Genomic DNA, 18432 nt, shown 5'->3' with positions numbered 1-18432 from the left:
ATGTACACCACCCCCATCACCACCGAACTGCTTCGCGGTGCGCTCGACCTCGAGCAGACCGCTCGCGGAGTCCTTCCGCACCGCCTTCCGGCCTGGGCGCGAACGCAGTACGACGACGGCCAGATGTCGATGGTCGAGTCGCAGCCCTCCGGCGTACGCCTCGTCTTCCGTACGTCGGCCACCGTCATCGAGTTCGAGACAGTGCCGACGAAGCGGGACTACGTCGGCGCTCCCCCACGTCCGGACGGCGTGTACGACGTACTCGTGGACGGGCAGCTCGTCACGCAACTCAGTGCAGTAGGCGGCGACGTGATCACCATCGACCTGATGACGGGCGCCACGTCGACCCGCGCGGGGCATCCTGTGACGCTGCGAGTCGACGGGTTGGCCGACGTACCGAAGACGGTCGAGATCTGGTTGCCGCACGACGAGACCACCGAACTCGTTGCCCTGCGCACCGATGCTCCGGTCGAGCCGGTACCGGTCGCGCGGCGGGTTTGGCTGCACCACGGAAGCTCGATCAGCCACGGGTCCAACGCCACCCACCCGACCGGCACCTGGCCGGCCCTGGTCGCCGCTCAGGCCGGTGTCGAACTCGTCAACCTCGGCTTCGGCGGCAGCTCGTACCTGCAGCCGTTCATCGCCCGCACGATCCGGGACACGCCCGCGGACCTGATCAGCCTCAAACTCGGCATCAACATCGTCAACAGCGACGGGCTCCGGCTCCGCAGCTTCACCCCCGCCGTCCACGGCTTCCTCGACACCATCCGCGACGGCCACCCCGACACGCCCCTGCTGGTCGTCTCCCCCATCCTCTGCCCGATCCACGAGAACACCCCCGGCCCGACCAACTGGGACCTCTCAGCGCTCGCCGCCGGCGAACTCCGCTTCACCGCCACAGGCAACCCCGACGAGATCCCAGCCGGCAAACTCACCCTCTCGGTCATCCGCACCGAACTGGCCCGCATCCTCACCCAACGAGCCCTCACCGACCCCAACCTCCACCACCTCGACGGCCTCGAGCTCTACGGCGAGAAGGACAACCTGGCCCACCCCCTCCCCGACGACCTCCACCCCGACGCCCCCACCCTCGAACTCATCGCAAACCGCTTCACCCACCACGCCTTCACCCCGAAGGGCCCGTTCACCGACTGAGACGGAGGCGCGCGGACCGGCACCACTCACCAACCTGTGCGATCAGCCGCTCGGGGCCCATGGCTGAGCCTGATCACTCGGGATCGATCCAGGTTGGTGAGTGGTGGGCTACCCCACCTGACGGCTACTTCTTGTCGGGGTCGATTACTTCGCCTTGGATTACGTCGTCGGTGGGGCGGTGGGGGCCGGGGGTGGTGGGGCCGGGGATGAAGGTGGTGAAGCCGGGGGTGCCTAGTTGGGTGGCTACGCGGCGGCCGAAGAAGGCGGTCATGGCGCGGCGGGCGAGGGGGCGGGTGAAGGGGAGGACGAAGAAGAAGCCGAAGATGTCGGTGAGGAAACCGGGGGTGAGCAGGAGCGTCCCGCCGACCAGGACCAGGGCGGCGTCAGCGAGCTCGCGGCCGGGCATCTTCCCGGTCTCGAACGAGCTCTGCAGCGCCCGCCACGCCCGCCGGCCTTCGCGCTTGATCAGCCACGCGCCGAGTGCGCTCTCCACCAGCAGCAGACCGACCGTCGGCCACCCGCCGATCACCTGACCGACCTGGATGATCACGAAGATCTCCGCAATCGGCACTACCAGCAACGCCAGTGCCACGAACCACGGCATGTCCTACCCCTTCCAGCCTGAGACACCAGCGTACGGAACGAGTGGGAACAACAAACCCTGACTGAACCCTGACTCAGACCGGGACCTTCTCGCGGCTCGGCGTCGCGGCCGGCGGGTTCTGCGGATCCTCGTCCACCCGCTGCCGGCGCCGCGCGACCACCGCCAGGACCAGACCGAGCAGTCCGAGGCCGGTGAGGATCCACTCCGGCCAGCCGCCGAGGGTCATCGCCAGCGTCTGGCCGTTCTGCACGGGGACGGTCGCGACGTACACGTCCGGCACGAACTGCGCCGACTTGTGCTCGACCGAGCCGTCCGGGCGAATGACGCCGGAGATCCCGCTGGTCGACGCGATCAGCACGGTGCGCCCGGTCTCGATCGCGCGCATCCGGGTGATCGCGAACTGCTGCTCCGGCTGACCCGTCCCGCCGTACGTCGCGTTGTTGGTCTGCACGATCAGCACCTGGGCGCCGCCCTTGACCACGTCGTGGATGACGTTGTCGTACGCGAGCTCGAAGCAGATGACGTCGCCGTACGTGACGCCACGGATCGGCATCACCCCCGGACCCACGCCCGGCACGGTCTGCGCGCCGATCATCTCCAGCCGCTTGATGTAGGGCAGCAACTGGTCGCGGAAGGGGATGTACTCACCGAACGGCACAGGGTGCCGCTTCGCGTACCGCTGCCCCGGCCCGGTGGCGGGATCCCAGACGATGCCGGTGGTCTGGCGCTCGTTCTCCCCCGGCCCTTCGGTGACGGCGCCGACCAGGATCGGTACGCCGACCGCCTTCACCGCGGTCTCGATGTCGGCGCGGGTCTCCGCGTCCTTGTACGGGTCGATGTCGGTCGAGTTCTCCGGCCAGATCACCAGGTCCGGCTTCAGCTCGGTGCCGGCCTCGACCCGCTTCTGCAGGTCGAGCGTCGCCTGGAGATGGTTACGCGTCACGGTCCGCGCCCGGCCGAGGAACTCCAGGCCCTTGCCGGGCACGTTGCCCTGCACCATCGCGGCCCGCACGGTCTGCCCGTCGCCCTCGATCGACAGGTGGATCAGTGCACTCCCGAAGACGATCGCCAGCCCCGCGACGAGCGCCACGGCCCGCAGCCGCAGCGTGGTCCCCCGGCGCAGTACGGCGTACAGCAGGACGCCGACGAACGCGACGAGGAAGCTGAGGCCCGGGATGCCGACGTACGCCGCCAGCCGGCCCAGGGACTCGTCCGAGAACGCCCACGCGAGCCGGCCCCACGGGAACCCGCCGAACGGTACCGACGCGGTCGCGAACTCGGTCGCCACCCACAGGCAGGGGATCCACAGCGCCCACAGCCGAAGCTTCAGGACCTGGGTCGCGAACAACCCGAAGACCGCGTAGAACAGGCCCTCGAGGATCGCCAGCGCGATCGCGGCGTCGCCGCCGATCACGCTCAGCCAGGGCACCAGGACGGCGTAGTACGCGATCCCGAAGCCGGCGCCGACCAGGAAGCCGGCCTTCATCGAGATCCCGTTCAGGGCGGCCAGGAGCAGCGGTACGGCGACGATCGTCAGCCAGGGATGATCATGTGGTTCGAACGCGAACCCGAGCAGCGCACCGGCGGCCGCGGCCGCCACCACCCGGGGCATGATCCGCCCCAGAGCCTTCAACCGGTCCACGCGGTAACCCCTCTGCCTCACGCACCGACGGATGCCGGTCGAACGACCGTACAACGTCCCGGACACGCAAATGTATCCGGCCGGTAGCCATTCGGCACCGATCGCGCAAAGTGAAGGAGTGTCGACAGTCCGTGGCCCGGCCAGAGGAAAGAGGCTCGGCGTGCCTTCGGACCAACCGTCGATGCGCTGGCTGCGCACTGTCCGGCTGTTGTCTACTGGCCGCCGAGCCTCTTCCACCTCTGCCCCGCGGGGGGCTAACCTCCGGTGATCTCAGCCCCCGTCGACTCAAGCCTGGCTTTGACCTGGTCAGCGTCGCGGGATCATCCGGCGGCCGAACTTCATGTGACCGTTGAACAAACGGGATATGACGACTCCCAAAACGATGCTCGCTGGCGACGACGGTGTCAACCTCTCCCCCGGCTCTTTGAGCCCGTTGTAACACTATCGCCTGCCCTACAAGGGAAAACGAGGATCCTTCAGCCGAGTCACGTTACAGAGCGATATCGGCACTCCACGTGATCGTTACCCAGGGCAACCAATCGTCACCCAACCGGTACGACGACGGTTCCCTTGGCCCGGGTGATCTCCAGCGGTTCGGCCAGTACCTCGGCCGCCGACTCCGATCGGTCCGGACGTCCGCGGCACACGACGTACGCGCTGAAGTCGAGGTCGCGGCTGCGGTTGCCGACGCGGCTGATCGTTGCCGTCACCTCGACGACGTCGCCGGCCCGCAGCGGCTGCAGGAACTGCACGTCGGAGTACGACGCGAACAGGCCCTCGTCACCGTCCGCCTGGATACAGACCTCGGTCGCGACGTCGCCGAACAGCGCGAGCACGTAGGCGCCGTCGACCAGGTTCCCGGCGTAGTGCGCGTGGCTGTAGGGAACATACCGACGATGCGTGACGGTCAGACCGATAGTTGCCTTCGACACCTTTATGCGACCCCGCTTCGAATTGAGTGCTGTCTGTAGGCATGACGCCGGGTGACCAGCGCGTCGACGAGGTAGCTGGCCACTTCACCTGGTGTCGTCCCGCGGCCGAACACCCGGTCGACGCCGAGCTCGCCGGCCATCTGCTCGGTGAAACGGGGGCCGCCGGCAACGAGTACGGGCCGGGCGTCCTCGGCGTACGCCTCCCGGAACGCCGCGGACATCTCCTTGGTGTTGAGAACGTGCGCCTCGCGCTGCGTCACCACCTGCGACACCAGGATCGCGTCGGCCTTGTCGGCCTTGGCCCGCCGGACCAGCTCCGGTACGGCGACCTGCGCGCCGAGGTTCACGACCTTCACCTCGCGGTAGTACTCCAGGCCCTTCTCGCCCGCGAACCCCTTGATGTTCAGGATCGCGTCGATACCGACCGTGTGCGCGTCGGTGCCGATGCAGGCGCCGACCACGGTCAGCCGGCGGCGCAGCCCCTTGCGGATCGCGAGGTTGACCTCCTTCGGCGACAGCAACGGGTAGTCGCGCTCGACCACCTCGACCTTCGACGTGTCGACCAGGTGGTTCACCGGCCCGTAGACCACGAAGAACGTGAAGTCCGGACCGATCGGCTTCGAGTGCACGACCAGGGCCGGGTCCATGCCCATCTTGTTGGCCAGCTGGACCGCGGCGCCCTCGGCGCGCTTGTCGTGCGGGACCGGCAACGTGAACGACAGCTGCACCATGCCGTCGCCCGTGGTGTCGCCGTACGGCCGGATGATGCTCATCCCACGCCCTCCTCGAGCAGCTCGATCGCCGGGTTGTAGTACGCCGGTGACTTGCGCGCGACCCCGTCCAGCCCACGGCCGGCGTCCTGCGGGCGTTTCATCAACCCGAAGGTGCCGTCGCCGATCGCGTTCAGCAGGCCGTCGTCGACGATCCGGTCCAGCAGTTCCACCGACTCGCCGAGGACCTGGCGGGCGCGGGACGCGATGAACCCGTTCGGCTCCGGCCGGAAGTCCTCGTGAAGGTTGCCCGCGGCCCCCAAGACGTAGCGGACGTTCTGCAGCGCCAGGTCGCGGTCCGAGATCCACGGCGTCACGACGGCCTCGGTCATCATGCCGACCAGCAGGATGCCCTGCCCGGTCATCGCGCCGACCAGGTTGAAGAACCCGTCCAGCAGGTACCCGCGGAACACGTCACCGGTCATGTGCCGGGTCGGCGGCATCCACTTCAGCGGCGCGTTCGGGAACAGCTGCCGCGCCAGCATCGCGTGCGCCAGCTCGAGCCGGAACGAGTCCGGGATGTCCGGGTTGATCTCGAACGCGTGCCCGAGGCCGAGCTGCCAGTCCTCGAGCCCGGCCTCCTTGGCGAAGTACTCGTTCAGCAGCTGCGAGACCGTGACGGTGTGCGCGGCCTCGACCGCGTCCGCGGTGGTCAGGTAGTTGTCCTCGCCGGTGTTGATGATGATCCCGGCGCGGGCGTGGATCTGGCGGCTGAAGCGCTGGTCGACGAAGGTCCGGATCGGGTTGATGTCGCGGAAGAGGATCCCGTACATCGAGTCGTTCAGCATCATGTCGAGCCGTTCGAGCCCGGCCAGCGTCGCGATCTCCGGCATGCACAGCCCGGACGCGTAGTTCGTGAGCCGGACGTAGCGGCCCAGCTCCTTCGAGCTTTCGTCCAGCGCCGCGCGCATCAGGCGGAAGTTCTCCTGGGTGGCGTAGGTGCCGGCGAAGCCTTCCCGGGTCGCGCCCTCCGGTACGTAGTCCAGCAGCGACTGCCCCGTCGACCGGATCACCGCGATGATGTCGGCGCCTTCCCGCGCGGCGGCCTGCGCCTGCGGGATGTCCTCGTAGATGTCGCCGGTGGCAACGATCAGGTAGATCCACGGCCGCTGTTCCGGGTCGCCGTGCCGCTTGACCAGCCGGTCCCGCTCCCGCCGCCGCCCGTCGATCCGCTTCATCCCCGTGGTCGCCGCCTTGCGTGCGGCCGACCGCGCCCGGACGGCGTCGCGGCCTTCGGGCATCCGGAACGTGACGGAACCCGACGCGGCCTTCTGCGCCAGCACCGCCAGGTCCTCGGCCTCGCCGCGGAGCAGCGCGTCCCACACGGGCAGCGCGAGACCGTGCTCGAGGCCGACGTCCGCGCGCACCGTGTCCGCGAGCCGGTTCACCCACGGGATGCCCTCGGTGTCAGCACCGGTCAGCCCGGCGAGTCGCAGTACCGCCCGCTCGACCGACACCGTGGTGTGCTGCCGGGCCAGGTTGACGATCGGCTTGCCGGCCTTGCGCGCGAGGCTGCGCGCCTTCCGGACGGTGACTGGATCGAGGTCCAGCTTCTTGCTCATTGCGACCATCCCTCGGCTTCATAGACCACACGACCACCGACGGCAGTTCGCAGGCAGGTAGGTGTTCCCTGGCTCAGGTCCGGCAGCACCGGTACGCCGGCCCGCGGGTCCGTCGACCACGCCGCGACGCGGGTGTCCGGCGTCTGCACCACGAGATCGGCGTCGGAGTGCCAGATCGCGTACGTCGCGGCCGTGCTGGGCGCGAGCACTCCGGCGTCGTCGATCCCTGCGGCCCGCCACCCGCCCCGCGTGTGCGCCTGGAACGCTGCGCGGACGGTGATCCGCTCCGACTGCTCGTGGTGGAACGCAGCCGCCCTCACCGCCTCCCAACCGCCGAGCTCGGTCACCGGGGCGTCCGAACCGAAGGCGAGTACGACGCCCGCGCGGGCCAGCGAGCCGAACGGGTTCATCCCCCGCCAGCGGTCGCCGACGCGTTCGGCGTACATGCCGTCCGGACCGCCCCACAGGGCGTCGAACATCGGCTGCACACTCGCCACCACGCCGCAGCGCGCGAGGGTCGCGATGGTTGCCTCATCCACCATTTCGACATGCTCGAGCCGGTGCCGCGCGGCGACCAGCGCCTGGACGCCGACCTTCTCGGCGGCGCGCTCGAAACCGCGCGCGATGTTGTCGAGCGCCTGGTCGCCGATGCAGTGGAAGCCGGCCTGCACGTTCCGCTCGGTGCAGGCGATCACGTGCTCGGCGATCTGCTCCGCCGTCAGGTACGCGTGACCACGGTGGTCGGCGCGGTCGGCGTACGGCTCCCGCAGTGCGGCTGTGCGCGAGCCGAGGGCGCCGTCCGCGTTCAGATCACCGGCGAGACCGGCGAGCCCGTAGGTACCGAGGTGTTCGAAGGCGCCCGGCTCACCCCAGTACAGCGTCGCGGACAGCCCGAGCTCCTCCGCAACCTCCCGGACGATCGGCAGCTCCCACAGCGGCCCGATGTGCGGCGCGGCCATCTCGTGGAATGCGCCGATCCCCTTCGCGGCCATCGCCTGCAGCGCGGCGCGGATCTCCTGCCGCCGCTGCTCCGGACCGACCAGCTCACTCAGCGCGTCGCGGACCAGATGGTTGGCGTGCCGCTCGACGCGCCCGCTCTCGTCGAACCCCTCGCCGCGCGCGACCTCGAACAGCGTGGACGACACCACGCCCGAGTGACCGTCCACCCGAGACAAGTAGACCCGCCGCCCGCCAGCGGCTCGGTCCAGCTCCTCGGCCAGCGGTGGGCGACCCTCGGGCCATTTGGTCTCGTCCCACCCGGCACTGTCGATCACCGCGTCCTCGGGCAGATCAGCCGCGTACGCCGCCAGCTTGCCGAGTGCGTCGGCGAGGGACGACGTACCGGCCAGGTCGAGGCCGGTCAGCGCCGCGCCAGCTCCGGCGACATGCACGTGAGCGTCGACGAAGGCGGGCGTGACGAGCTTGCCGTCGAGGTCGATCACCTCGTCCGCGCCGTCGGCGTACGAGGTCGCGCCGGTGTCGTCACCCAGCCAGGTCACCACCCCGTCGTCGAACGCGACCGCGGTCGCGTGGGGGTCGGCAGGCGAGTAGACGGAACCGTTCGTCAGAAGTGTGCGCACGGACTAATCCTCCGCCAGCCTGCTCTCGAACAGACCACGGACACCCGGCTCGGTCCGCAACAGCTCCATCGCATAGTCGGCGTGCCCGGGCACGTACCCGTTGCCGACGAGCATCGTGACGTCCGCGGCCAGCCCCTCGGCGCCGAGCGCGGCGGCGGAGAACGACGTCGCCATCGAGAAGAAGATCACGGTGCCGCCGGCTGCAGTCGACAGCACGGCGCCGTGCTCACATCCCGGTACGTCGACGCACACCACGGTGATGTCCGCGGGTCCCCCGGCGTCCTCGACCGCCGTCGCCAGTGCGACGGGATCGCGCGCGTCGGCGAGCGTGACGACGTCGGCCAGCGCCGCACTCTCGAGTCGTTCTTTCTCTTGCTGCACAGGCACAACGCCGATCGTCCGGGCCGCGCCGGCGTTGCGGGCCGCGGCCAAGGACAACGAACCCGACTTACCTGCGCCGCCAATTACTGACACGACAGGCTTTATGCCTTTGTCGACATACGATCGCACCACGCGGGCGGTCAGCGCGGGCGCCCCGCAGACGTCCATGACGGCCAGCGACAGCTCCGGCTTCAGGTCGTCGGGCAGCTTCGCGACGATCGACCGCGCGAACAGGATCGCGTGCCCCTGCGCCGGAACCTGCTCGCCCTTACCGTCCCAGTCCCGCAGCCCGTCGGTGATCTGCAGCGGGGTCAACGTGAGACTCACCAGGGTCGCCACCCGATCGCCGGGCTTCACGCCGAGCGGCGAGTCCGGGCCGGCCTCGTCGACCACGCCGACGAGCATCCCGCCGGAGCCGGTGACCGGGTTCTGCATCTTGCCGCGGGTTTCGACGATGTCCAGAACCGCGCGGCGGATCGCCGTACCGTCACCGCCGTGCGCTTCGGCGAGCTGGCGGTACGACGCGGCGTCCAGGTTCAGCCGCTCGACCGCGATGCGGACCTCGTCGGGCCAGATCCCGGGACTGGCGTCGAGTTTCTCCGCCGCCTGCGGCAACACGCCGGACGGCGCGAGTACACGGTGCAGTCCTACCGGGCTCGATGACACGGGTCCTCCTCTGTGCGGTCAGGCCAAATACTACTCATACAGCACCCTGACGAGAATTCTTGCGGCGTACTGTTGGCTCTGAAGGAAGTTCTATCGCTATCCTCACATCAGACCGCATCACCCCAACGGTATCTACCACTGGCCTTTCGGAGGGACCTGTGACCGACCTGATCACCCCGGAGCTGGCTCGTTCGGAGCCTGGCCGCAACAATCTGGGAGGCCAGCCGTACGCGTACCGGCGGGCCGAGCTGGTCGAGCCGGACTGGACCCGGCTGCCCGGCTGGAAGGACGTGACGGCCGAGGAGTGGCGTTCGGTGCAGTGGCAGCGGTCGCACTGCGTGAAGAACGTGAAGCAGTTGCGCGACGTGATGGGCGATCTGCTCGAGGACCGGCTCTACGACGACCTGACCCGCGACCAGGCCGAGCGCGCGACGATGTCGATGCTGCTGCCGCCGCAGATGCTGAACACGATCGTCCCGAACGGTGCGGCCGACTACACCGAGGCGTTCTACGCGGATCCGGTCCGCCGGTACATGCTCCCGGTGTTCAGCGACCGCCGTACCGACTGGCCGTCGCACCCGCACGCCACCCGGGACTCCCTGCACGAGCACGAGATGTGGGCCACGGAGGGGTTGACCCACCGATACCCGACCAAGGTCCTTGCGGAGGTCCTGCCGACGTGCCCGCAGTACTGCGGCCACTGCACCCGCATGGACCTGGTCGGGAACTCGACGCCGGTGATCGACAAGCTCAAGTTCGTCGCGAAGCCGCAGACCCGGCTCGACGACATGCTCGACTACCTGCGCCGTACGCCGGGGGTCCGGGACGTCGTCGTCTCCGGCGGCGACGTGGCGAACATGCCGTGGCCGCGGCTCGAGGCGTTCCTGACGTCGCTGCTCGAGATCGAGAACATCCGAGACATCCGGCTGGCGACCAAGGCGCTGATGGGGATGCCGCAGCACTGGCTGTCCTCCGACGTCCTCGCGGGCGTGGAACGCGTCGCGTCGGTGGCGCGCAGCCGGGGCGTGATGCTTGCCATGCACACCCACGTGAACGCGGCGCAGTCCGTGACGCCGCTGGTCGCCGAGGCGTCCAAGGCGATGCTCGAGGCCGGTCTGCGTGACGTCCGCAACCAGGGCGTGCTGATGCGCGGCGTGAACGACTCGATCCCGCAGCTGCTCGACCTGTGCTTCGCGTTGCTCGACGGGGCGAACATCACGCCGTACTACTTCTACATGTGCGACATGATCCCGTTCTCCGAGCACTGGCGGGTGTCGGTCCGCGACGCGCAGCACCTGCAGCACGGCATCCTCGGGTACCTCCCCGGCTTCGCGACGCCGCGCATCGTCTGTGATGTCCCGTACGTCGGGAAGCGGTGGGTGCACCAGCTGTCCGAGTACGACGAGGTCCGCGGCATCTCGTACTGGAAGAAGAACTACCGCACCGGCATCGAACAGCAGGACCCCGAGGCACTGAACCGGACGTACGAGTACTACGACCCGATCGACACCCTCCCGCGCGAGGGCCAGGACTGGTGGACCCAGCACGCCGGCAACCACCTGGCCGAAGCCGAAGCCCGAGCCGCCGCCTCCCGCACCGCCGCCGAGGCCCAGAAACTCCTCGACATCAATTGACCCCCAAACCGCCTTCGGTGCCACCGATGCAGGGGATGGCACCGAAGGCTCTGCAACTTCCTGCAACTCCCACAGCGTGACGCACCAGATGCGCTAGGCAACCGTTAGCATCACGGAGCGTTGTCGGGCGGCGTGTCTGGGGCACGGCGCGATCTCGGGAGTTCATGTGCGGGTCAGCAGTGGAGCGCTTCGGCGGGTCGCGGTTCTGGGATCGGTGTTCGTGCTGACGACCGGGTGCTCGGCCATCCCGCCACCGGACACCGTGCAGACGCCGACCCGACCGGCGATCAGCACGGCCGCCGCGGCGGCCGTGATCACGCACTACAACCAAGTGAACAGCAAGGCGAACAGCACCCTGGACGGCAATCTCCTTGCGACGGTCGAAGGCGGCGCTCTTCTCCAGCAGAGTCAGGCGTGGTTCGAGATCGCGCGGGCCTCCAAGGCCAAGCCAGGAGCGGCGTACTCCTACACCAGCCCGGTGATCGGCTCGCCGCAGTACGGCAGTTACCCGATGCGCTTCGTCAGTTCCGCCGGGTTCTCCGGAGACAAGGAGTACCGCCATCTCGGCGTGTGGGAACGCGCCACCGCCGGCAGCCCTTGGCTCCTCACCTTCGCCACCGCGGTGAAGTCAACCGTCAAGATCCCGGATCTGACCGGCCTGCGCGTCGCGACCCGGGCCGACGACGCCAAGCTCGCAACCCCCACACAAGCCGCCGCGAGCAGCCTGGCGACGTACCTCACCGGTGGATCCACGTCGCCCCGCGCCGCAGCGTTCCAGCCGAACGCGGACATCACGACGATGCTCACGGACCTCGCGAAGGACAAAGCCGAGCAGATGAAGGATCGTGTGTCCGTCCGCAGCATCACGAACACCTTCACAGCACCACCGGATTCCGCCGCATTCGTCACGAAGTCCGGTACCGCCGTGGTGTTCGTCTCGCTCACGCACGAGTACAGGCTCGGGGTGGGGAACAACTGGGAGTTCTGGTGGGACAGTTTCCCGGAGCGCGTGTACAGCCCTCCGACGGTCAAGTACCAGACCGCTCTCACCTCGACGACGGTCCGCGATGCGGTGCTCCTGGTGCCGCCGAAAGGAAAGGGCAAGATCCAGGTGGTGTCCTTCACGGCGCAACTCGTCGACGCCGGCGGTTACTGACTCTGGTTGGGGCCCGCGGGGCTCGGTGGAGTGGGGTGGGGTTAGCATCACGCGTCTGTTTGTCGGGCGGTTTGTCTGGGGCATGCCGCGATCTCGGGAGTTCTGGTGCGGGTGATCCGCAGGATATTCGGCGTACTGCTGGCTTTGATCGGGTTGGTTGTCGCGGTCGTCGGTGGGGTCGCGGCGTTCTGGCTGATCGGGCCGGACGACACGGTCCAGTCCGGTGAGCAGCATCTGTCCAGCAAGGGACTGGCGATCGCGAGTACGCCGGAACTGCTGAACCGGAACGGTCCGGTGCTGCATGTCGACGTACGGTCGACGAAGGATCAGCCGGTGTTCGTCGGGGTGGCTCGGGACTTCGACGTCAGCAGTTATCTCAAGGGGTTCGCGCACACGAAGCTCGTGCAGGTGCAGTACCCGATCGCGCTGTCGACGCAGGACGAGAAGGGTACGGCGGGTCCGCTCGCCGCGCCGGACACGCTCGACTGGTGGGTTGCCAAGGCGAACGGCGCCGGCACGCAGTCGATCGCGTGGCCGATCGAGGACGGCCCGTACGACGTCGTCATCATGAACGCCGACGGGAAGACGGCTCCCGACGTACAGGTCGATCTGGGGATCGAGATCCCGAAGGCGTTCGCGACCGCGCTGGCCGTGTTCGCCGTCGGAATCGTTCTGCTTGCCCTCGGCATCCTCCTCGTCCTCCTTCGCCGCCGCCCCACCAAGCCTCAGCAGGCCGAGCCGGCCCAGTTCCACGACCCTCAGGGCAACTCCCAGTTCCCGCAGGCTCAGTACCCACAACCTCATCCCGCGCCGGTCCAGTACCCGCCCGCCCACGGTCAGCCGCCGCAGCAAGCACCGACGCAGGGTGGTGGGGCGGTTCGTCGGGTGGTTGTTGGTGGGTTGGCTCTTGGGCTGGTGAGTGGTTGTGCGGCGGTGCCGCAGGCGGACAGCGTGTCGGCGCTGACTCGGCCGGCGATCAATGACGACGCCGCGGTGGCGGTGATCAAGCACTACAACGCGGTGAACAACAAGGCGAACAGCGTCCGCGACAGCAAGCTCATCGCGACCGTTGAAGGCGGCAACCTTGTCCGCGAGAGCCAGGCCGGGTACGAGATCGACCGCGTCGCCAAGGACAAGCCGACCGCTCCGTTCGTCTACACGAGCCCGGTGATCGGCGCTCCGCAGTCCGCCGGCTACCCGATGCGTTTCGTCAGCAACTCGGCAATCTCCACCAACAAGGCATACCGCCACCTCGGCGTCTGGGAGCGCGCGACCGCCGGCAGCCCCTGGCTGATCACTTTCGCCGCGGGGGTGAAGACGACCGTCAAGCTTCCCGACCTGACCGGCCTCCGCGCAGCGACCAAGGCCGACGACAAGCGGCTCGCGGTCGCCCCGCAGGTCGCCGCGACCAGCCTGGCCACGTACCTGACCGGCGGAGCCAAGTCGCCCCGCGCCGCCGCCTTCCAGCCGAACGCGGACATCACGACGATGCTCGCGGGCATCGTGACCAACAGGGCCGAGAAGGCGAAGATGCGCGGATCCACGCGAAGCCTGACCGACGTGTTCACGGCCCCGCCGCAGTCCCCCGCGTTCGTCACCAAGTCCGGTACGGCGGTGGTGTTCGTCTCGCTCACACACGAGTACACGCTGATCCCCGGACCCAACTGGCACTTCTGGTGGGACGGGATGCCCGAGAACGCCTTCAGTCCGAAGTCCGTCAAGTACTACAACGGCCTCACGTCGGAGACGATCCACGACACCGTGCTCCTGATCCCACCGAAGGGCAAGGGCAAGATCCAGGTCGCGTCCTTCGAGTCCCAGGTCGTCGACGCCGGCGGTTACTGAGCCAGGTAGGCCGTCAGGTCGGCGTACGTCGTGATTGTTGGGCCGGCCCAGGTCGGGTCGCTGTTGGCGTGTTCGGTGGTGCGGATGGTGTGCATGCCGAGGGCTGCGGCGGCTGGGAGTTCGTTGTCGTTGCCGTCGCCTACGTAGAGGCAGTCGGTGGGGTCGGCGTCGAGGGCGGTGCAGGCGCTGCGGTAGATCGCGGGCTCGGGTTTGGCGGCGCCTACCTCGGCGGAGAAGGCCGTCGCGTCGAAGTACTGGGCGAGCGGGCTGGTCGGCCATTGGAGTTGGGTTTCGGCGGTGATGTTGCTGACCAGCCCGATCCGCCAGCCCGCTGCCTTGAACGCTGCCAAGGTCTCGAGGGTCGCCGCGGGCGCCCGGCCGAGCAACCGTTGGGCGAGTGCCCGGCGCAGGCCCGTTGCCTCCTGCACCTGTTCGTCGGTCGGAGTACCACCGCACCGCTCGGCGATCACGCGGAGTGTGCTCGGCAAATCGCCGTACGCGCCGATGAACCGCTCGTACGACGATGCGTCGAACGCCGCCTGGAATGCCGCGGCGTCGACCCCGAGCGCCGCGCCCATCCGTGCGTTGACCACGTCCCGCTCGTCGTCACCGCCCGAGATCAGCGTGCTGAACAGGTCGCTGAGCAGGACCCTCACAGCGCCGGAGGACGGCGCTCGTACGGCGTGCTCAGCACGATCGTCGTGGTCGTGGAGACGTTCGCGCGCGCCCGGATCACGGCCAGGAGGTTCTCCAAGGCGGCCGGTGAGGCGACCCGGACGACGAGGACGTAGCTGGAGTCGCCGGCGACCGAGTAGCAGGATTCGATCTCCGGGACCTCCCGGAGCCGCTCCGGCGAGTCGTCCGGCTGGGACGGGTCGATCGGCCGGATCGAGATCAGCGCGGTCAGCGGCAGGTCCAGCGCGGTGTGATCGACCGTGGCCGCGTACCCCTGGATGATCCCGCGCTGCTCGAGGCGCTTCACCCGCTGATGTACGGCCGACGTGGACAGGCCGGTCGCCTTGCCCAGGTCGGTGAAGCTCATCCTGCCGTCGGAAGCGAGCAGCCCGACGATCTTGCGGTCCAGGTCCTCCATCCTGGAGACCCTACTGCCGGGACCGCCGGGCATGAAAGCATCTCCCTATGGCTGAGACAGTTCCAGGGACACAGCGGCTGATGCTGCTCGACACCGCATCGCTCTACTTTCGGGCCTTCTTCGGCGTGCCGGACACGATGAAGGCGGCCGACGGTACGCCGACCAACGCGATCCGCGGGCTGCTCGACTTCATCGCCCGGCTGGCCGAGAACCACCGGCCGACCCATCTGGTGGCGTGCTGGGACGACAACTGGCGGCCGTCGTGGCGGGTGGCGCTGATTCCGTCGTACAAGGCGCAGCGGGTCGAGTTCGTGTCGGCGAAGGGCGAGCAGGTCGAGGACGTGCCGGACCGCCTGGAGGTGCAGATCCCGTACATCCGGGCCTGCCTGGAGGCGATCGGCATCACCGTCGTCGGCGCCCCCGACCACGAGGCGGACGACGTGATCGGCACGCTGTCGCACCAGGCGACGATGCCGGTCGATGTGGTTACCGGGGACCGGGACCTGTTCCAGCTGATCGACGACAGCCGCGGCATCCGGGTCGTCTACACGGCCGCCCGCGGCGTCGGCCGGGCCGAGGTGTACGACGAGAAGGCGCTGCTCGCGAAGTACGAGGTCCCGGCCCAGCGGTACGCCGACTTCGCGACGCTGCGTGGTGACGCGTCCGACGGGCTGCCCGGCGTCAAGGGTGTCGGCGAGAAGACGGCCGCCTCGCTGGTCACGGCGTACGGCGACCTGGACGCGATCCGCGCCGCGGCGGCCGACCCGAGTACACCGATGGCGCCCGGGGTGAAGAAGAAGATCGTGGCGGCGGCCGACTACCTCGACGTCGCTCCGAAGGTGGTCGCGGTGGCGAAGGACGCGCCGGTCGGGACGTACGACGCGACGCTGCCGCGCGCGATCAAGGACCCGGAACGCTGGCTGGACCTCGTCGAACTGCTCGAGCTCGGCAGCAGCGCCCAACGCGTGATGGCAGCCCTCGACCTGGGCCCGAAGGCATGAGCGCCGACGGCGTGCGGACGCGGCAGTTGGCAGAGTTGTTTCGTGAAGAGATCGTCGCCCTGCGCCGGGCGCTGCATCAGGTCCCGGAGTACGACCTCGACCTGCCGAAGACGCAGCAGCTGATCCTGGACGCGCTCGAGGGACTACCGCTCGAGATCACCCTCGGCAAGGAGCTGTCGTCCGTGACCGCCGTGCTGCGGGGCGGCGCCGGCCCAGGCCCCGTCGTACTGCTGCGCGGTGACATGGACGCACTGCCCGTCACCGAGCGGACCGCCGTGCCGTTCGCGTCCCAGCATCCCGGGATGATGCACGCCTGCGGTCACGACCTGCACGTCGCGGGGCTCGTCGGTGCCGCGAAGGTGCTGTCCGCGCTGAAGGACGAGCTGCCCGGTGACGTCGTGTTCATGTTCCAGCCGGGCGAGGAGACGTCCGGCGGCGCGCCGATCATGATCCGCGAAGGCGTGCTCGACGCCGCGGGCCGGCGGGCGGATGCGGCGTACGGGTTGCACGTCGGGTCGTCGTCGCAGCCGTTGGGGATGTGGAGCAGCCGGCCCGGGTCGTTCATGGCCGCGGCGGATCAGTTGCACGTGCGCGTCATCGGAGCGGGTACCCACGGCTCCACGCCGTACCGGGGGAAGGACCCGATCCCGGTGCTGTGCGAGATCGTGACCGCGTTGCAGACGATGATCACGCGGCAGTTCGACGTGTTCGACCCGGTGGTGCTGACGGTCGGGCGAATCGCGGGCGGCACCAAGGAGAACATCATCCCGGACGACGCGTTCTTCGACGCGACCGTGCGGACGTTCTCCGAGGCGGCGCGGGCGAAGGTCCAGGAGGTGTCGATCCAGCTAGTCGAGAGTCTCGCCGCGGCGCACGGGCTCCAGGTCGAGGCGGAGTACCAGGTCGGGTACCCGGTGACGGTCAACGACGAGGCGGAGTACGACTTCGCACGCGCGACGATCGTCGACGTCTTCGGCCCGGACCGCTTCCGCGAACGGCCCAACCCGCGGTGCGGCGCCGAGGACTTCTCCTACATCCTGCAGGAGGTCCCCGGCGTCTACCTCAACCTCAGCGCCTGCGCCTCCCCCGACCCCGACGCGGCCGCCGACAACCACTCACCGCTGGCGAACTTCGACGACTCCGTCCTCCCCGACGGCGCCGCCCTCCTCGCCGAACTCGCCGTACGCCGCTTGACGCGCTAACGCACCGACGTGTCGTGCTCCGGCGCGGCGCGCTCCCGCGTGGTGCGCAATGCGAGGCCGGTCAGCAACGCACCGAGCACGGTGGTGCCTGCGGCAACGACGTAGATCGTCGGCAGGCCGGGCCCGGCGATGACCCGGCCACCCAGCCAGCCCGCGAACGCGGCCGCGACCTGGTACGCCGAGGCGTTGACCGCGATCGCCAACGTCGGGGCCGCGGCGGCTGTCGTCAGGACACGGGTTTGCATACCGGGGATGACGGAGAAGGCGACTGCGCCGAGCGCGAAGACGAGCACGCCGATGAGGATCGTGGCCGAGCTCAGCCGGAGGGCGACGAGCAGCAGAACTAGCACTGCTAGCGCGCCAAGTTGTGAAGGCAGTAGGGCGCGATCGGCGAGGCGGCCACCCACAAGGTTGCCGAGCGTCGCACCGACGCCGTACACCAGCAGCATGGGGGCGATGGCTCCCGCGGTGAACGACGCGGGGCCGGTCAGCAGCGGCGCCAGGTACGTGAACACCATCAGTGCGCCGATGTTGGCGACAGCGGTGATCGCGATCGCGAGGAGCAGTTCACGGTTCCGGAAGACGGCGAACTCCGCCAGCGCGCGGGTGCATACGCCGGGCTGATCGTTCGGAATGAACCGGGCGACCAGGATCAGGCCGACCGTGCAGCAGGCGGTGATCGCGGCGAACGTCGTACGCCAGCCGAACACGTCACCGATCCAGGTGCCGAGCGGTGCGCCGAGGATCATCGCCAGGTTCATCCCGAGGGCGAGCTTCGCGACGGTCGACGCCTTCTTCTCCGGTGGCGCGGAGGCGGTCGCGATCACGATCGCGTTCGCGAAGAACGTGGACGTGACCAGCGCCGTCACGATCCGGGCCACGAACAGGACGCCGTACCCGGGCGCGACCGTGGACAGCAGGTTGCCCGTCACGGCGACCGCGAGCAGCCCGAGGACGAGAGGTTTTCGCGGCCGCCCGGCGGTGATTGCCGTCAGCAACGGGCCGCCGACGATCATGCCCAGCGCGTACGCCGTCACCAGCAGCCCTGCCGCCGGGATCGAGACCCCGAGATCCCCCGCCACGGCCGGCAGGATCCCGGCCACCACGAACTCCCCCGTGGTCACTCCGAACACGCACACCAGCAACGCCGTCAGCTTCATCTCGTCCTCACGGTTACAGGTCAGGTTATCCGTGAGAGACAGTAGATCG

At 68.8% G+C, this 18432-nt stretch carries 16 protein-coding genes; 6 read left to right on the top strand and 10 right to left on the bottom strand.

Annotation, left to right across the window (positions count from 1 at the left end; translation table 11 throughout):
* Positions 1-1155, top strand: coding sequence for an SGNH/GDSL hydrolase family protein (locus E0H50_RS39200; RefSeq protein ID WP_131296218.1), 1155 nt, complete (start codon positions 1-3; stop codon positions 1153-1155).
* A 124-nt stretch (positions 1156-1279) separates the two neighbouring features.
* On the opposite strand, the gene E0H50_RS39195 is transcribed toward E0H50_RS39200, so the two are convergent.
* From E0H50_RS39195 to kdd, 7 genes are all read right to left on the bottom strand, one after another.
* On the bottom strand, positions 1280-1759 hold the full coding sequence (locus E0H50_RS39195) for an FxsA family protein (protein ID WP_131296217.1): 480 nt from the start codon (positions 1757-1759) through the stop codon (positions 1280-1282).
* A 73-nt stretch (positions 1760-1832) separates the two neighbouring features.
* Positions 1833-3401, bottom strand: coding sequence for an apolipoprotein N-acyltransferase (gene lnt, locus E0H50_RS39190; RefSeq protein WP_131296216.1), 1569 nt, complete (start codon positions 3399-3401; stop codon positions 1833-1835).
* A 542-nt stretch (positions 3402-3943) separates the two neighbouring features.
* Positions 3944-4333 carry a 3-aminobutyryl-CoA ammonia lyase gene (kal, locus tag E0H50_RS39185; protein WP_131296215.1) on the bottom strand — a complete coding sequence of 130 codons (390 nt, stop codon included), beginning with the start codon at positions 4331-4333 and terminating at the stop codon, positions 3944-3946.
* A 2-nt stretch (positions 4334-4335) separates the two neighbouring features.
* Positions 4336-5106, bottom strand: a complete 771-nt coding sequence (kamE, locus tag E0H50_RS39180) for a lysine 5,6-aminomutase subunit beta (RefSeq protein WP_131296214.1) — start codon at positions 5104-5106, stop codon at positions 4336-4338.
* A complete protein-coding gene (kamD, locus tag E0H50_RS39175) occupies positions 5103-6665 on the bottom strand; it encodes a lysine 5,6-aminomutase subunit alpha (protein ID WP_131296213.1) in 1563 nt (520 codons plus the stop codon). The genes kamE and kamD overlap by 4 nt, the downstream gene beginning before the upstream one ends.
* Complete coding sequence (locus tag E0H50_RS39170) at positions 6662-8245, bottom strand: amidohydrolase (protein WP_131296212.1); 1584 nt, start codon at positions 8243-8245, stop codon at positions 6662-6664. Before E0H50_RS39170 ends, kamD begins: the two co-directional genes overlap by 4 nt.
* Before the next feature lie 3 nt (positions 8246-8248).
* Complete coding sequence (kdd, locus tag E0H50_RS39165; RefSeq protein WP_131296211.1) at positions 8249-9292, bottom strand: L-erythro-3,5-diaminohexanoate dehydrogenase; 1044 nt, start codon at positions 9290-9292, stop codon at positions 8249-8251.
* A gap of 158 nt (positions 9293-9450) precedes the next feature.
* Here kdd and E0H50_RS39160 point away from each other — a divergent pair, with 158 nt between their 5' ends.
* From E0H50_RS39160 to E0H50_RS39150, 3 genes are all read left to right on the top strand, one after another.
* Positions 9451-10926 carry a KamA family radical SAM protein gene (locus E0H50_RS39160; protein ID WP_131296210.1) on the top strand — a complete coding sequence of 492 codons (1476 nt, stop codon included), beginning with the start codon at positions 9451-9453 and terminating at the stop codon, positions 10924-10926.
* Between the two features lie 166 nt (positions 10927-11092).
* Complete coding sequence (locus E0H50_RS39155) at positions 11093-12082, top strand: DUF8094 domain-containing protein (protein ID WP_131296209.1); 990 nt, start codon at positions 11093-11095, stop codon at positions 12080-12082.
* A 111-nt stretch (positions 12083-12193) separates the two neighbouring features.
* Positions 12194-13927 (top strand): DUF8094 domain-containing protein, encoded by a 1734-nt coding sequence (locus E0H50_RS39150; protein ID WP_131296208.1) that lies wholly within the window; start codon positions 12194-12196, stop codon positions 13925-13927.
* On the opposite strand, the gene E0H50_RS39145 is transcribed toward E0H50_RS39150, so the two are convergent.
* Both E0H50_RS39145 and E0H50_RS39140 read right to left on the bottom strand, forming a co-directional pair.
* On the bottom strand, positions 13921-14583 hold the full coding sequence (locus E0H50_RS39145; protein ID WP_131296207.1) for an HAD family hydrolase: 663 nt from the start codon (positions 14581-14583) through the stop codon (positions 13921-13923). The genes E0H50_RS39150 and E0H50_RS39145 overlap by 7 nt on opposite strands.
* A complete protein-coding gene (locus tag E0H50_RS39140; RefSeq protein ID WP_130385587.1) occupies positions 14580-15020 on the bottom strand; it encodes an Lrp/AsnC family transcriptional regulator in 441 nt (146 codons plus the stop codon). Before E0H50_RS39140 ends, E0H50_RS39145 begins: the two co-directional genes overlap by 4 nt.
* Before the next feature lie 80 nt (positions 15021-15100).
* On the opposite strand from E0H50_RS39140, the gene E0H50_RS39135 reads away from it, so the two are divergent.
* Positions 15101-16021 carry a 5'-3' exonuclease gene (locus E0H50_RS39135; RefSeq protein WP_131296252.1) on the top strand — a complete coding sequence of 307 codons (921 nt, stop codon included), beginning with the start codon at positions 15101-15103 and terminating at the stop codon, positions 16019-16021.
* Entirely contained in the window at positions 16018-17223 is a 1206-nt protein-coding gene (locus tag E0H50_RS39130) for a M20 metallopeptidase family protein (protein ID WP_131296206.1), read from the top strand. The genes E0H50_RS39135 and E0H50_RS39130 overlap by 4 nt, the downstream gene beginning before the upstream one ends.
* On the opposite strand, the gene E0H50_RS39125 is transcribed toward E0H50_RS39130, so the two are convergent.
* Positions 17220-18383 (bottom strand): MFS transporter, encoded by a 1164-nt coding sequence (locus tag E0H50_RS39125; protein ID WP_131296205.1) that lies wholly within the window; start codon positions 18381-18383, stop codon positions 17220-17222. The genes E0H50_RS39130 and E0H50_RS39125 overlap by 4 nt on opposite strands.
* Positions 18384-18432: the final 49 nt, after the last annotated feature.

It is taken from the genome of Kribbella sindirgiensis, from assembly GCF_004331435.1.
In the GTDB taxonomy this organism is placed as follows: Bacteria; Actinomycetota; Actinomycetes; order Propionibacteriales; family Kribbellaceae; genus Kribbella; species Kribbella sindirgiensis.
The sequence above is the reverse complement of the archived record's forward strand: the minus strand, read 5'-3'. Positions and strand labels throughout refer to the sequence as shown.

What these genes read in the sequence shown, in the direction of transcription:
- E0H50_RS39200 (WP_131296218.1), top strand. Translation starts at nt 1, where the DNA reads ATGTACACCACCCCCATCACCACCGAACTGCTTCGCGGTGCGCTCGAC.
- E0H50_RS39195 (WP_131296217.1), bottom strand. Translation starts at nt 1,759, where the DNA reads ATGCCGTGGTTCGTGGCACTGGCGTTGCTGGTAGTGCCGATTGCGGAG.
- kamE (WP_131296214.1), bottom strand. Translation starts at nt 5,106, where the DNA reads ATGAGCATCATCCGGCCGTACGGCGACACCACGGGCGACGGCATGGTG.
- kamD (WP_131296213.1), bottom strand. Translation starts at nt 6,665, where the DNA reads ATGAGCAAGAAGCTGGACCTCGATCCAGTCACCGTCCGGAAGGCGCGC.
- E0H50_RS39140 (WP_130385587.1), bottom strand. Translation starts at nt 15,020, where the DNA reads ATGGAGGACCTGGACCGCAAGATCGTCGGGCTGCTCGCTTCCGACGGC.
- E0H50_RS39135 (WP_131296252.1), top strand. Translation starts at nt 15,101, where the DNA reads ATGCTGCTCGACACCGCATCGCTCTACTTTCGGGCCTTCTTCGGCGTG.
- E0H50_RS39130 (WP_131296206.1), top strand. Translation starts at nt 16,018, where the DNA reads ATGAGCGCCGACGGCGTGCGGACGCGGCAGTTGGCAGAGTTGTTTCGT.
- E0H50_RS39125 (WP_131296205.1), bottom strand. Translation starts at nt 18,383, where the DNA reads ATGAAGCTGACGGCGTTGCTGGTGTGCGTGTTCGGAGTGACCACGGGG.